The sequence below is a fragment of the Sphingopyxis sp. sgz302558 genome (genome assembly GCF_057220455.1).
In genome coordinates, this window is record NZ_JBXPUZ010000002.1 from 671,790 (window position 1) to 684,294 (window position 12,505).

General features: G+C 63.6%; 12 protein-coding genes. 7 read left to right on the plus strand and 5 right to left on the minus strand.

Annotated elements, in window-relative coordinates; genetic code table 11:
* Positions 1–29: 29 nt before the first annotated feature.
* The 4 genes from trpD to AC2TC0_RS08765 form a co-directional block, all read right to left on the minus strand.
* Positions 30–1,019: an anthranilate phosphoribosyltransferase gene (trpD, locus tag AC2TC0_RS08750; protein ID WP_484717122.1), complete on the minus strand. Its 990-nt coding sequence runs from the start codon at positions 1,017–1,019 to the stop codon at positions 30–32.
* A gap of 100 nt (positions 1,020–1,119) precedes the next feature.
* On the minus strand, positions 1,120–1,704 hold the full coding sequence (locus tag AC2TC0_RS08755; protein ID WP_484717123.1) for an anthranilate synthase component II: 585 nt from the start codon (positions 1,702–1,704) through the stop codon (positions 1,120–1,122).
* Positions 1,705–1,711: 7 nt separating this feature from the next.
* Positions 1,712–3,220 (minus strand): anthranilate synthase component I family protein, encoded by a 1,509-nt coding sequence (locus tag AC2TC0_RS08760; RefSeq protein WP_484717124.1) that lies wholly within the window; start codon positions 3,218–3,220, stop codon positions 1,712–1,714.
* A 5-nt stretch (positions 3,221–3,225) separates the two neighbouring features.
* Complete coding sequence (locus AC2TC0_RS08765; protein WP_484717125.1) at positions 3,226–5,166, minus strand: peptidylprolyl isomerase; 1,941 nt, start codon at positions 5,164–5,166, stop codon at positions 3,226–3,228.
* A 155-nt stretch (positions 5,167–5,321) separates the two neighbouring features.
* Between AC2TC0_RS08765 and tpiA the strand changes: the two genes are divergently transcribed.
* From tpiA to AC2TC0_RS08785, 4 genes are all read left to right on the plus strand, one after another.
* On the plus strand, positions 5,322–6,068 hold the full coding sequence (gene tpiA, locus AC2TC0_RS08770; protein ID WP_484717126.1) for a triose-phosphate isomerase: 747 nt from the start codon (positions 5,322–5,324) through the stop codon (positions 6,066–6,068).
* A gap of 61 nt (positions 6,069–6,129) precedes the next feature.
* Entirely contained in the window at positions 6,130–6,573 is a 444-nt protein-coding gene (gene secG, locus AC2TC0_RS08775) for a preprotein translocase subunit SecG (protein WP_484717127.1), read from the plus strand.
* Between the two features lie 205 nt (positions 6,574–6,778).
* Positions 6,779–8,413, plus strand: a complete 1,635-nt coding sequence (gene pyrG, locus AC2TC0_RS08780) for a CTP synthase (protein ID WP_484717128.1) — start codon at positions 6,779–6,781, stop codon at positions 8,411–8,413.
* A gap of 34 nt (positions 8,414–8,447) precedes the next feature.
* On the plus strand, positions 8,448–9,128 hold the full coding sequence (locus AC2TC0_RS08785; protein ID WP_484717129.1) for a Crp/Fnr family transcriptional regulator: 681 nt from the start codon (positions 8,448–8,450) through the stop codon (positions 9,126–9,128).
* 58 nt (positions 9,129–9,186) lie between these two features.
* On the opposite strand, the gene AC2TC0_RS08790 is transcribed toward AC2TC0_RS08785, so the two are convergent.
* Positions 9,187–9,717: a retropepsin-like aspartic protease gene (locus tag AC2TC0_RS08790; protein WP_484717130.1), complete on the minus strand. Its 531-nt coding sequence runs from the start codon at positions 9,715–9,717 to the stop codon at positions 9,187–9,189.
* A gap of 335 nt (positions 9,718–10,052) precedes the next feature.
* Here AC2TC0_RS08790 and AC2TC0_RS08795 point away from each other — a divergent pair, with 335 nt between their 5' ends.
* Genes AC2TC0_RS08795 through AC2TC0_RS08805 form a run of 3 tightly spaced genes read left to right on the plus strand, consistent with a single transcriptional unit; the run spans position 10,053 to position 12,470 of the window.
* Entirely contained in the window at positions 10,053–11,303 is a 1,251-nt protein-coding gene (locus AC2TC0_RS08795; protein WP_484717131.1) for a lipoprotein-releasing ABC transporter permease subunit, read from the plus strand.
* Positions 11,296–11,994, plus strand: coding sequence for an ABC transporter ATP-binding protein (locus tag AC2TC0_RS08800; protein WP_484717132.1), 699 nt, complete (start codon positions 11,296–11,298; stop codon positions 11,992–11,994). Before AC2TC0_RS08795 ends, AC2TC0_RS08800 begins: the two co-directional genes overlap by 8 nt.
* Positions 11,991–12,470, plus strand: coding sequence for a glutathione peroxidase (locus AC2TC0_RS08805; RefSeq protein WP_484717133.1), 480 nt, complete (start codon positions 11,991–11,993; stop codon positions 12,468–12,470). The genes AC2TC0_RS08800 and AC2TC0_RS08805 overlap by 4 nt, the downstream gene beginning before the upstream one ends.
* Positions 12,471–12,505 lie beyond the last annotated feature (35 nt).

The window sequence follows — 12,505 nt, forward strand, 5'->3', positions numbered from 1 at the left end:
ATGGTGCTTTATTCTTGTTGCGCGCGCTGTCAAAACTTGATCCAGCAATTGAGCAGCGCGTTCGCCAGCCCCTTGTCGATGGCCTCGGCAGCTTCCTCTACGCCTTCGTGCCAGCTTGCCGCCTCGCCCGCGACCATCAGCGCGGCGGCGCTGTTGAGCAGCACGGCGTCGCGGTAGGCGCGGTCGAGTTCACTTTCCTGTTCGCCGAGCAGCAGGCGGCGGAGCGCAGCGGCATTGTGGGCCGCGGATCCGCCGCGCAGGGCAACGAGGGGGTGGCGGGTGAGGCCGACGTCTTCGGGGGTGATGCGCGCGGTTTTGCGCTGGAGGCGCAATAGGGTGCTCGGCCCGCTGACCGATAGTTCGTCGAGCGGCTCGTCGCCCGCGACCAGCATCGCATCTTCGGTATCCAGCAGTGCCAGTGCCTCGGCATAGACGGGCAGAAAGTCGGGGCGCGCCACGCCAATCAGCTGGCGGCGCACGCCCGCCGGGTTGCAGGCCGGGCCGGTGAGGTTGAAAATCGTGCGCCGCGCGATCGATTTGCGGATCGGGGCAAGACGGGCGAGCGCGGGGTGGTGCTTTTGCGCGAACAGGAAGGCGATGCCGAGGTCGGCAAGCGTGGCTTCAGCGGTTTCGCTCGCGCGGTCGAGGTTCAGGCCCAAAGCTTCGAGCGTATCGGCCCCGCCCGCCTGGCTTGATGCCGCACGGTTACCGTGTTTTGCGACGGGCACGCCGCACGCCGCGACGACAATGGCAACGGCGGTCGACACATTGACGCTGTTGCTCATGTCGCCGCCGGTGCCGCACACGTCGATCGCGCCTGCGGGCGCGGTGACCGGGATCATGCGTGCGCGGATGGCGCGGATGGCGGCGGCGATTTCGACTGGTGTTTCGTCGCGCAGCGAGAGGGTGAGGATGAAGTCGCGGATGGCTTCATCATCGACGCTGCCGTCAAGCAGCAGCGCGAAGGCGGCATCGGCTTCCTCTTGGGTCAAGGGTTCGGTGGCGTCGGGCAGGGTCATCTTGAATTTTCCCCGTCATTGCGAGCGCAGCGAAGCAATCCAGAGCGGCCTTGCGACGCCCTGGATTGCTTCGCCTTTGGCTCGCAATGACGCTGTTTGTTCACACCCGTTCCCCCACCGGCATGCCCGCCACGCGCAGGAAATTGGCGAGCATCGCATGGCCGTGCTCGGTGGCGATGCTCTCGGGGTGGAATTGCACGCCGTGGATGGGGAGTTCCTTGTGACGGAAGCCCATGACGGCGCCGTCATCGCTGGTTGCGTTGACGATGAGTTCGGCGGGAATATCGACCACCTCCAGGCTGTGATAGCGCGTCGCGGTGAAGGGGGTGGGCAGGCCTGCGAACAGCCCGCTGCCGTCGTGGCTGACCGGCGAGGTTTTGCCGTGCATCAAATGGCCGCGCTGGACGGTGCCGCCGAAATGCTGGCCGATGCTCTGGTGGCCGAGGCACACACCCAGCAGCGGCTTGCCGGACGCAGCGCAGCCGGCGACCAGATCGAGGCTGATCCCCGCTTCATTGGGTGTGCAGGGGCCGGGCGAGAGCAGGAAAGCGGTCGCGTTTGACGCCAGCGCCTCGGCTGCGGTCAGTGCATCGTTGCGTTCGACACGTACCTCAGCCCCCAGCTCGACCAGATAATGGACGAGGTTGAAGGTGAAGCTGTCGTAATTGTCGATGACCAAAATCATGTGGCGCTCACTGCCCATATCCCGCTTCACCCGCAAGCCGCACGGCTTCGCGCGCGGCGGCGAACAATGCCCCAGCCTTGGCCTCGCACTCGCGCTGTTCATATTCGGGCACGCTGTCGGCGACGATGCCCGCGCCGGCCTGCACATGCATGACGCCATCTTTCAGGATCGCGGTGCGCAGGACGATACAGCTGTCCATATTGCCGTCGGGGCTGAAATAGCCGACGCCGCCCGCATAAGGCCCGCGGGCGTCCGCCTCTAGCTCGGCGATGATTTCGCAGGCGCGGACCTTGGGCGCGCCCGACACGGTGCCCGCCGGAAAACCCGCGAACAGTGCGTCGATGGCGTCCTTATCAGGGGCAAGCTGGCCGACGACATTGCTGACGATGTGCATGACATGGCTGTAGAACTCGACGGTATAGCTGTCGGTGACCGTCACGCTGCCGCCCTTGGCCGCGCGGCCAACGTCGTTACGTCCCAGATCGAGCAGCATCAGATGCTCGGCGCGCTCCTTGGGGTCCGCGAGCAGGCTGTCGCGGTTGGCGACGTCCTCAGCAGCGGTGGCGCCGCGCGGACGGGTCCCGGCGATGGGGCGGATGGTGATTTCGCAGTCGCGCACGCGGACCAATATTTCGGGGCTCGATCCGATCAGCGAGAAGCCGGGGAGGTCAAGGAAATAGAGGAAGGGCGAAGGATTGATGCGCCTGAGGGCGCGGTAAAGGTCAAGCGGCGGGAGCGGGAAGGGTGAAGAAAAGCGCTGCGCCAGCACCACCTGAAAAATGTCGCCCGCGACGATATAGTCTTTCGCGGCCGCGACCATCGCGGCGTAGCGCTCGGGCGGGGTGTGCGCCGTGGCTGTAATGTCGGCGGGGTCCGGCAGAGCGGCAGTGCGGGGGCTGCCAGGAACCGCACCGGCCAGGCGCGCGGCAGTGGCTTCGATCCGTTCAGCGGCGGCGGTGATAGCGGCGTTGGCATCGCCACCGGGCCAGACAGGCGCGACGAGGAACAGCTCGTCGGCGAGGCGATCAAACACCAGCACCATGCCGGGGCGCACGAACACCATATCGGGCAGACCAAGGCCAGCGCCAGCTGCACGCGGGAGGCGCTCGACCAGACCGGTGGTTTCATAGGCGAAGAAACCGACCAGCACCGCCAGTGCCTTGGGCAGGTCAGCCGGCACATCAAAGCGGCATTCGGCGACCAGCGCGCGCAGGGCCGCGAGTGCGGGTTCAGGGCTGGCGGTGAAGGCTTCACGGGCCGTTCGCCAATCGCGGTTGATGCGCGCATCGTTGCCGCGCACCTCGAACAACAAATCAGGGTCGAGCCCGATCAGGCTGTAGCGCCCGCGTGTTTCGCCGCCTTCGACCGATTCGAGCAGCCAGTCGCCGCGCTCGGGCTGCATCAACTTCAGCGCGGCGGCGATCGGCGTGTCGGTATCGGCAATCTGGCGCTGCCAGATCACCCCGGCGCGGCCAGCGGCGAGCGCGGTGCGCGCCTGCTCGAGCCCGGCCAGCATAAGATTTAAAGCGCGGCGGGCGACTGGCCCGACATTTCGCGCTTGAGCTGGTTCACCGCGTCGGTGTTGATCGTCACGCCCACGCGCGCCTTGGCGTCGGCAATCAGCTGCGCGACCAATTCATTGCCAAAAGCACCGGCAAGCGGGCGCGCAACGGCATCGACGCGGGCCTGATCAACCGCAGCGGGATTGGGCCGCGGCAGCGCGCCGAGCGACAGCACCATCCAGCCACGATTGCCAGGGATTTCCAGCGTCTTGACGCTGTTGGCTGACATGGAAAACAGCAGCGCCACTTCGGGCGGAACGCGCTGTCCGTCGCGCGCGAGCTGGGCGCGGGTGCCGCCAATGGTCTGCACCGCGCCGACGCCGGTGCCGGTTGCAACGGCGCTGAGCGGTTGCCCGGCCTCGACCGCCTTTACGATGGCGCGGGCCTTGTCTCGCGCGGCGCGGTGACCCTGCGCCAGCCGCCAATCAGCGATCAGCGTGTCCTTGATCTGCGCCAGCGGCGGCGGGGCCGAGGCGACAATCTGCTTTACGTCAAAAACCGCAAACGACTGGTTCTGCTCCAGCGTCGCCAGCTGGCCCTCGCCCTCGGTCGCGCCCTGGAAAGCTTGATTGACCATCGGTGCCAGGATGGCTGGCAGGGCAAAACCGGCCTGGTCGGGGGCACGGCCGCTGGGCAGGATGGCGGGGGTCTCCACCAGCTTCAACTTACGCTCGGCCGCGATTTCTTCGACCGAGGCACCATTGTTTACGGCGTCCTGCACGCTGTTGTAAAAGGTGACCATGGCTTCCTGCGCCTTGGTCGCGCCAAGCTGCTGGCGCAGTTCGGGGGTCGCCTGCGCCAGCGTGCGCGCCGGAATGACATTAACTTCGGCGACGCGGTAAACGGCAAAGCCCAATGGCGCTTCAACCGGGCCTACAATCGCCCCGCGCGCGGCGGCGAACACCGACTTGGCGGTGGCGGCGCTGCTTTGCGAGGCAAAGGCGCTCTGCGACAGCGGCTGGGTGAAGCTGGACGACAGGCCGTTTGCCAAGGCGGCGGCATCAAGCGACTGGCCGCCGCGCGCGGCGGCGGCGATTTTGTCGGCAGCGGCGCGGGTCGGGGCAATGACCTGCGCCAGACGGCGCGTTTCACTCGCGGCGTAGCGGGCCGCATTGTCCTTGAACGCCTTGGCAATTTCGGCATCGGTGACCGGGGCAACGGGCACCGCGCTGCGGTCAAACACCGCATAGCGCAGCACCCGGCGCTCGGGCAGGCTATAGCGGACACGGTTCTGGGTCAGGTAGGTCGCCAGTGTTTTGTCGTCGGGCGTGGTTGTTGGCGCGAGTGCGCTGGCGGCGATGAAGGTCGCATTGCCCTTGCGCTCTTCCAGCAGCAGCGCGGCATAGGGACGCGCCAGCGAAGGCGACACAGCGGGCACCGACGCGATAGGGCTGATAATCTGTTCAAACAAAATCTGGCGCTCGAAATCTTCGCGCACTTCGGCGTCGGACAAGCCCTGCTGTTGCAGGAACCGGGCATAGGCGGCCTGATCGAATTTGCCGGCGACACCAAAAAATTGCGGCGTGTCGGCGATGCGCCCGTCGATCTGGCGCTTGCTCGCGGCAAAGCCTAGCTCGCGCGCGTAAAGGGTAAAGGCGCGCGCCTCGATCATGGTTTTGAGCGCATTGTCGAGCCCGCCTGATTCGACAAAGGCCGCCAGCGTCAGCGTCGGTTGCTGCTGGCGCGCCTGTTCATAGCTGCGCTGCACCTGCTGGCGCAGTTCACCCACGCCGATGCCTTTGCTCCCCACTTTGGCCACATCGCCCCCGGCAACGCCGCTAAAATTGCCGATGTTGCTGACATCGGTGAGCGCGAAGGCAAGGCCGATGAAGACCAGAAAGCCCAGCGCCAGCACTTTGCCGACGGCGGACGAAAACATACGGCGGATGGCGGTGATCATGGAAGAGGCAGGGCCTTGTCTAGTCGTCGTTAGGTGCAGCGAAGGGCCGCAAGCGCGGTGCTTTAGGCGGTGCGCCCGCCGTCATCAAGGGCGCTTGTGGCTTGCCAGTGCGCGGGCACAGCGCCAATAGGCAGGCCCGAAGCGGGGAGGATGTTATGGCACGGCGCAAATATATTGTCGGCAATTGGAAGATGAACGGGTCGCTGAGCGCGTTGGCCGAGCTGGACGCGATTGCGGCCCAAGCGGCCGGTGCGACGGCAACCGTTGCCATCTGTCCGCCCGCTACACTGATCGCGCCTGCTGCTGCGCGCCAACCAGGCCTGATCATCGGCGGGCAGGATTGCCACTGGAACGCCAGCGGGGCGCACACCGGATGTCTGTCGGCGCAAATGTTGATCGAGGCCGGTGCGCGGATGGTGATCGTCGGGCACAGCGAACGCCGCACCGACAATGGCGAAACCAGCGCGGAGGTGCGCAAGAAAGCGGAGGCCGCGCTCGCGGCGGGGCTGATCACCATATTGTGCGTCGGCGAAATCCGCGCCGAGCGCGAAAGCGGCTGGGCAATTGCGACGGTCGAACGTCAACTGGAAGATTCGCTCCCCGCGCCGCAGCATCTCGACCGGTTGATCATTGCCTATGAACCGGTGTGGGCGATCGGTACCGGCCTGACGCCAACGGTGGCCGATGTGGCCGAAATGCACGACGCGATTCGGGGGTTTCTTGGCGCGCGCTACGGCACGGTGGGGCAGGATATTTCGATCCTCTACGGCGGGTCAGTGAACGGCGACAATGCGGCCGAATTGCTCGGCGCAGCGGATGTTGATGGAGCGCTAGTCGGTGGCGCGAGCCTGACGGCGGCAAAGTTCGCGCCGATTGTTGCGGTTACCGTGCCTCCCGCTTGAACCCTGGCCCTTTCCCCCCTATGTGCGCGGCCAATCCCGAAAAATCACACAGGACGCGTTCATGGGCACCCTCTTTACCTTTCTCCTCGTCGTGCAGGCGCTGATTGCCGCTGCCATGATCGGCGTGATCCTGATGCAGCGCAGCGAAGGTGGCGGTCTGGGGGTTGGCGGCAGCCCGGCGGGCATGCTGTCGGCGCGTGGTGCGGCCGATTTCCTGACGCGCGCGACAACCATTTTGGCGATGCTGTTTGTTGGTTTGTCGATTGTGCTCGCAGCGCTGGCTGCAACGGGGGGCAGCGGCGCGACCAAGATTGATACCTCGCTGTCGAAATCGGGTCAGGCCGCGCCCGGCGCGGCTGTGACGGGGGCGGCGCCAGCTGCGGCCCCGGCCCTGGGTTCGGTGCCGCTTTCGGATGATCCGCTCGAGGCAGGAGCTGCGGCCGGGGAAGCAGCGCCGAAAGAGGCGGCGCCGCCGACGAAACAGGGTGTGCCGCTGGAGCAATAAGTTTCGGCGAGTTGTAGAGCCGCTGTGCCGAGCGAGGTTGAGGCTTAGGCAGCTCGGTTTCTCGCCCCGCTCACAGGGGCCCCTCGTGTTCGGCCGGGAAAGCGGAGTTGTTGTTATTCCGCTGCCCAACCGTTCCGAAAAATTCCTGCGGCTGCGATTCTCGCGCTTGCGCTTTTGACAATCTTGCGGCTAGGCCTTTTCTCCCATGGCGCGGTTCATTTTCATCACCGGCGGCGTGGTTTCTTCGCTTGGCAAGGGGCTCATGGCAGCATCGCTCGCGGCGCTGCTACAGGCGCGCGGCTATCGCGTGCGTATCCGCAAATTTGACCCTTATCTCAATGTCGACCCCGGCACCATGTCGCCCTACCAGCACGGTGAGGTGTTCGTGACCGACGACGGGGCGGAAACCGACCTCGATCTGGGCCATTATGAACGCTTTACCGGCGTCGCGGCGCGGCAGGCCGACAATGTCACCTCTGGCCGCATTTACCGCGACATTATTGCCAAGGAACGGCGCGGCGATTTTCTGGGCGCGACGGTGCAGGTCATCCCGCACGTCACTGACGCCATCAAGGCCTTTGCCATGGCCGAAACCGACGATCTGGATTTCGTGCTGTGCGAAATCGGCGGCACGGTGGGCGATATCGAATCGCTGCCCTTCATCGAAGCGATCCGCCAGCTGCGCAACGAATTGGGCCGCGACCAGACGGTATCGGTGCATGTCACCTTGGTGCCCTATATTGCCGCGGCAGGCGAGCTGAAGACCAAGCCAACACAGCACAGCGTGCGCGAGCTTGCGTCCCTGGGCGTTCAGCCCGATATTTTGCTGTGCCGCGCCGAAAAACCGCTGCCCGACAGCGAACGGGCGAAAATCGCGCTGTTCTGCAACGTGCGCAAGGAAGCGGTGATCCCGGCGCTGGACGCCGAGAGCATCTATTCGGTCCCCGTCCAATATCATGGCGAGGGGCTGGATGAAGAGGTGCTGCGCGCCTTTGGCATCACCGACGCACCGGCGCCCGATCTGTCGCGCTGGTACGACATCATGGACCGCAAGCAGAACCCCGAAGGCGAGGTTACGATTGGTGTGGTCGGCAAATATGTCGGGCTGCAGGATGCGTATAAGTCCTTGAATGAAGCGCTGGTGCACGGCGGTTTGGCAAACCGCGTGCGCGTCAACATCCAGTGGATCGACGCCGAGCTCTTCGAGGCAGCGGACAGCGACGTTGCGGCGAAGCTGGAGCCGATGCACGCGATTTTGGTGCCCGGCGCCTTTGGCGAGCGCGGGGCGGAGGGGAAGATCGAGGCGATCCGCTTCGCGCGTGAGCGCAGTGTGCCCTATTTCGGCATCTGTTTCGGGATGCAGATGGCGTGCATCGAGGCAGCGCGCAATCAGGCCGGGGTAACGAACGCCTCCTCGACTGAATTCGGCCCAACCGACGAGCCGGTGGTCGGCATTATCGAGGAATGGATGAGCGAAGAGGGGCTGCAAAAGCGCAGCGCCGCCAGCGATCTGGGCGGAACGATGCGGCTGGGGGCCTATGAGGCTGCGTTGTCGGGCAACAGCCATGTCGCGGGTATTTATGGGAGCGAGCGGATTTCGGAACGCCACCGCCACCGTTACGAGGTCAACACCGCGTGGCGCGAACGGCTGGAAGCGCAGGGGCTGATTTTCAGTGGCATGTCGCCCGATGGTGAGCTGCCCGAAATTGTCGAACGCCCTGACCATCCCTGGTTTATCGGCGTGCAGTTCCACCCCGAGCTTAAGTCGCGCCCGTTTGAACCGCACCCATTATTTGCCAGCTTTATCGCCGCTGCGGTAAGGCAGAGTCGCTTGGTCTGATTTTTGCGGGCCATTCGCCAAGGGGACGGGCGCGATGGATTATAGCGAATTGGCGAAGATGCAGGGGCCGGACAGCCTGTTTTCCGGGCTGGCCGCGCAAGATTGGGACGATCTGGCCGCGCGCGCGGTGCGCATTGGTTTCAAGCGCGGCAAGGAATTGCTAGCGCAGGGTGAAAGCGGCGACAAATTGTTGATCCTGACCGAAGGGTCGGCACGCGTGACGCTGACCACCGCGAACGGGCGCGAAATCATCCTTGCTTATGCCGACCCGGGCGCGGTGCTGGGCGAAATCGCACTGCTTGATGGCGGCGAGCGCACCGCTTCAGTGTTTGCCACCAGCGACGGCAGCGCTTTGCAGCTGGGGCGCAACGCCCTCAAAGATTTCGCCGCTAGCCATCCTGATTTTGCCTGGCGGATGATGCAGCAACTGGCACGCCGCCTGCGCACAGCCGACCAGACGATCGAAAGCGACCGCGCCTATGCGTCAGGGCCGCGTCTTGCGCGTTATCTGCGCCGCCTGATCCGGGTGGGGGCCGAGGCGACGCGGCTGGAACTTTCACAAACAGAACTCGGCAATTTTGCCGGGATGAGCCGCGAACATATCAACCGTCAGCTGAAAAATTGGGAAGAGGCGGGTGTGATCAGCCTCGAACAAGGACGCGTCCGCGTGCTCGACGCCGAAATGCTGGAGGATATTGCCGAGAGCGAAGCATAGGATTTAGCATATAGTCGTCGGCCGGATGCGGAAAAACACACCGCGGGGATGCCGTGACCTAGCGTGTCGGTATGCGCACAAACAGCCTCTGCCCGCCGACATCTATAATGCCCTGAAATTGCGTTAATATATCCTGACCAATAACGCCGTCCACCTCGACATTGTTGGCCGCACGCAAAGCACCCACAACGCCGTCGAGGTTGGCACTTCGCACTTCCGTTACGGGAAGTCTGATCGATTCAATTGCAAAGCTGTGGACCTGGTACTGGTTTATGGCAAATGTACCCCCGGCTCCGGTGGCGTTTTGCTGAGGGCCTGCAGGGTTGCTCAGATTGAATTTGGCGAGACTGCTGTTGTTAATGACCGACGCACCGGCACCTGAGTCAAGGATGAACAGACCGGTGACTCCGTTGATTTCGACTTTGACGCTTTCATGGCTGGAACGGAGTTTTGTAAGCGGTATGGCCGAGAAGCCGTGATTCGCCAGATATGCTAACAGGTCAGTTTGGTGTCGCTCTGAATGAGCGGACGCAGGCATTGCGCACGACAGAAATATCAGCGTGATCAGGCTTCCAAGCAACTCGCGCATATAGTGATCCCCTAACGACTACAGTTGTAGTCGTATGTAGCGATTGCTACGGAGTCAATATGCGAGTGGTTGTGATCAGGGAAAGAAACGCCCGGACCTGACCGCTGTCAGACCCGGGCGCCTGTGACGAACTTCGCCATCCCCCTTTGCGCCGGGCTTTGCAGACCCGGCACTCCCTGAAACCGGCCATCGCTGTCCGCAATCAGTGCATTGCCTGAGTAGCGCCATTGTGGGCCTTGTCACCCGCCCAGCGCATGGTGGCACCATTTTGCCGACAAGGCTGTTGCGTTTGCGCAACATTGCCAGCGAGCCAACGCCGCCCTAAAGCCCGCGCGATGCTGCTGCGCCCCCACGAATGGATGATCTTCAAACGCTACCTGCTGCCGCATCGCGGCGAGGGGTTTATTTTTGTCGCGGCGGGATTCAGCTTCACCGCCGTCATGCTGGGCGTCGCCGCGCTGGTGGTGGTGATGAGCGTCGTCAACGGCGTGCGCGCCGAGCTGTTCAACAAGATTGTTGGGCTGAACGGCCATGCGGTGGTCCAGGGGTTCGGCGGGCGGCTCGACGACTGGCAGGAACTGTTGCGGCAGGCGAAGGCTGTGCCGGGCGTGGTGTCGGCAACGCCGCTGATCGAGCAGCCGTTGCTCACCACCTTCAACGGGCGGGTTGAGGCGGTACTGGTGCGCGGGATGCTGGTGGAGGATATCCGCAGCAATCCCTCGCTTAAGGGCAAGGCGACGCAGGGCAGCTTTGCCGCGCTGGCCCCAGGCAGCGGGCGGGTGGCGATTGGTGCGCAGTTGGCCCGCAACATCGGCGCGTCGGTGGGATCGCGCATCACCATCATCAATCCCGCCGGGCGCGCGACTCCCTTTGGCACCGTGCCGCGCGAAATCAGCTATGATGTCGCCGCGATTTTCGAGATCGGGGTTTATGATTTCGACAAAGCGTTTGTCATCATGCCGATGGAGGATGCGCAGCTGTTGATGCTGCTGGGCGATTCGGTTGGCATGATCGAGATCAAGACCGAGGATCCCGACCGCGTCGGTGAGATTTTGGCACCATTCGCTCAGCAAGTGGCGACGAAAGCGGTCGTCGCCGACTGGCGCAGCATGAACGCCAGCCTGTTCGAGGCGTTGGCGATCGAGCGCGTCGCGCTGTTCGTCATATTGTCGATCATTGTGGTGGTGGCCGCGTTTAACATCATCTCGTCGTTGATCATGCTGGTCCAGGCCAAGACCCGCGACATTGCGATTTTGCGCACCATCGGCGCAACGCGCGAATCGGTTCTGCGCATCTTTATGAGCATCGGTGTGTCGATCGGCGTTGCAGGGATGATCGCGGGCATGGCGCTGGGGGCGATCTTGCTGCTGTTCCGCGGGCAAGTGGTGCGTGGGTTGGAACTGATCACTGGCCAGACTTTGTGGGATCCATCGATCCGCTTTTTGACCGAATTGCCCGCCGATCCCGACCCGGCGGAAATCATTGGCATTGCGGTAATGGCGGTGTTGTTCAGTTTCCTTGCAACGCTCTATCCCGCGTTCAAGGCGGCAAATACCGATCCGGTACAGGTGCTGCGCTATGAGTGACGCGCTGCGGCTTGAGAATGTGACGCGCAGCTTTGTCCAGGGTGACGCCGAAATTGCCGTGCTGCGCGGCGTCAACGCGCACCTGGTGCGCGGCGAAATTGTCGCGCTGCTGGGACCATCGGGGTCGGGCAAATCGACGCTGCTCCAAGCCGTCGGCCTGCTCGAAGGCGGCTTTGGCGGGCGCATCATCATCGATGGCGTCGATGTCGCGGGGTTTGACCAGGGCGAGCGCACGCGGGTGCGGCGCGAGCAGATCGGTTTTGTTTATCAATTCCACCATCTGCTCCCCGATTTCGACGCGCTCGACAATGTCATCCTGCCACAGCTGGTGCACGGCACTGCGCATGCCGATGCCGCCGCGCACGCTGCTGCGCTCTTGGGGCGGTTGGGGCTGGACGAACGGTTGCACCACAAGCCCAACAAGCTGTCGGGCGGCGAGCAACAGCGGGTGGCGGTGGCGCGGGCGCTGGCAAACAGTCCGTTGCTGGTGCTGGCGGACGAACCCACCGGCAATCTGGACGAAAAGACCGCCGATATCGTGTTCGACCAGTTTGTCGCGCTGGTGCGCGATCAGGGCTCGGCGGCGCTGGTGGCGACGCATAACGAACGGCTGGCGGCACGGATGGACCGGGTGTGGCGGTTGCATGACGGGGTGGTAACGGCCACCAGCAATAAGAAGGGATCGAAATGACGGCGCTTTATGATCTGGACGCCCCGATGCCGGGCGGCACGCTGCAGCCGATGGGCGATTATCGCGGCAAAGTGCTGCTGATCGTCAATACCGCGTCGAAATGCGGTTTTACCCCGCAATATGAGGGACTCGAAGAGCTCTACCGGGATTACAAGGATCGCGGGTTCGAGATTCTGGCTTTTCCCTGTAACCAGTTTGGCGCGCAGGAACCTGGCGATGCCCAGGAAATCGCCAACTTTTGTTCGCTCACTTATGACGTGACCTTTCCGTTGACGGCAAAGGTTGAGGTGAACGGATCGGGCGCAGACCCGATCTGGAAACTGCTCAAGAAGGAACAGGGCGGGCTGCTGGGCGACGGGATCAAATGGAATTTCACCAAATTCCTGGTCGATCGGTCGGGTAAGGTCGTGTCGCGCCATGCCCCAACGACCAAGCCCGAGGCGCTGCGGAAAGAGATTGAGGCGTTGTTGGGGTAAAAATTTCCGTCGCCCCTGCGATGGCTTAATTTCCT

What these genes read in the sequence shown, in the direction of transcription:
- trpD (WP_484717122.1), bottom strand. Translation starts at nt 1,019, where the DNA reads ATGACCCTGCCCGACGCCACCGAACCCTTGACCCAAGAGGAAGCCGAT.
- AC2TC0_RS08755 (WP_484717123.1), bottom strand. Translation starts at nt 1,704, where the DNA reads ATGATTTTGGTCATCGACAATTACGACAGCTTCACCTTCAACCTCGTC.
- AC2TC0_RS08760 (WP_484717124.1), bottom strand. Translation starts at nt 3,220, where the DNA reads ATGCTGGCCGGGCTCGAGCAGGCGCGCACCGCGCTCGCCGCTGGCCGC.
- AC2TC0_RS08765 (WP_484717125.1), bottom strand. Translation starts at nt 5,166, where the DNA reads ATGATCACCGCCATCCGCCGTATGTTTTCGTCCGCCGTCGGCAAAGTG.
- tpiA (WP_484717126.1), top strand. Translation starts at nt 5,322, where the DNA reads ATGGCACGGCGCAAATATATTGTCGGCAATTGGAAGATGAACGGGTCG.
- secG (WP_484717127.1), top strand. Translation starts at nt 6,130, where the DNA reads ATGGGCACCCTCTTTACCTTTCTCCTCGTCGTGCAGGCGCTGATTGCC.
- pyrG (WP_484717128.1), top strand. Translation starts at nt 6,779, where the DNA reads ATGGCGCGGTTCATTTTCATCACCGGCGGCGTGGTTTCTTCGCTTGGC.
- AC2TC0_RS08785 (WP_484717129.1), top strand. Translation starts at nt 8,448, where the DNA reads ATGGATTATAGCGAATTGGCGAAGATGCAGGGGCCGGACAGCCTGTTT.
- AC2TC0_RS08790 (WP_484717130.1), bottom strand. Translation starts at nt 9,717, where the DNA reads ATGCGCGAGTTGCTTGGAAGCCTGATCACGCTGATATTTCTGTCGTGC.
- AC2TC0_RS08795 (WP_484717131.1), top strand. Translation starts at nt 10,053, where the DNA reads ATGCTGCTGCGCCCCCACGAATGGATGATCTTCAAACGCTACCTGCTG.
- AC2TC0_RS08800 (WP_484717132.1), top strand. Translation starts at nt 11,296, where the DNA reads ATGAGTGACGCGCTGCGGCTTGAGAATGTGACGCGCAGCTTTGTCCAG.
- AC2TC0_RS08805 (WP_484717133.1), top strand. Translation starts at nt 11,991, where the DNA reads ATGACGGCGCTTTATGATCTGGACGCCCCGATGCCGGGCGGCACGCTG.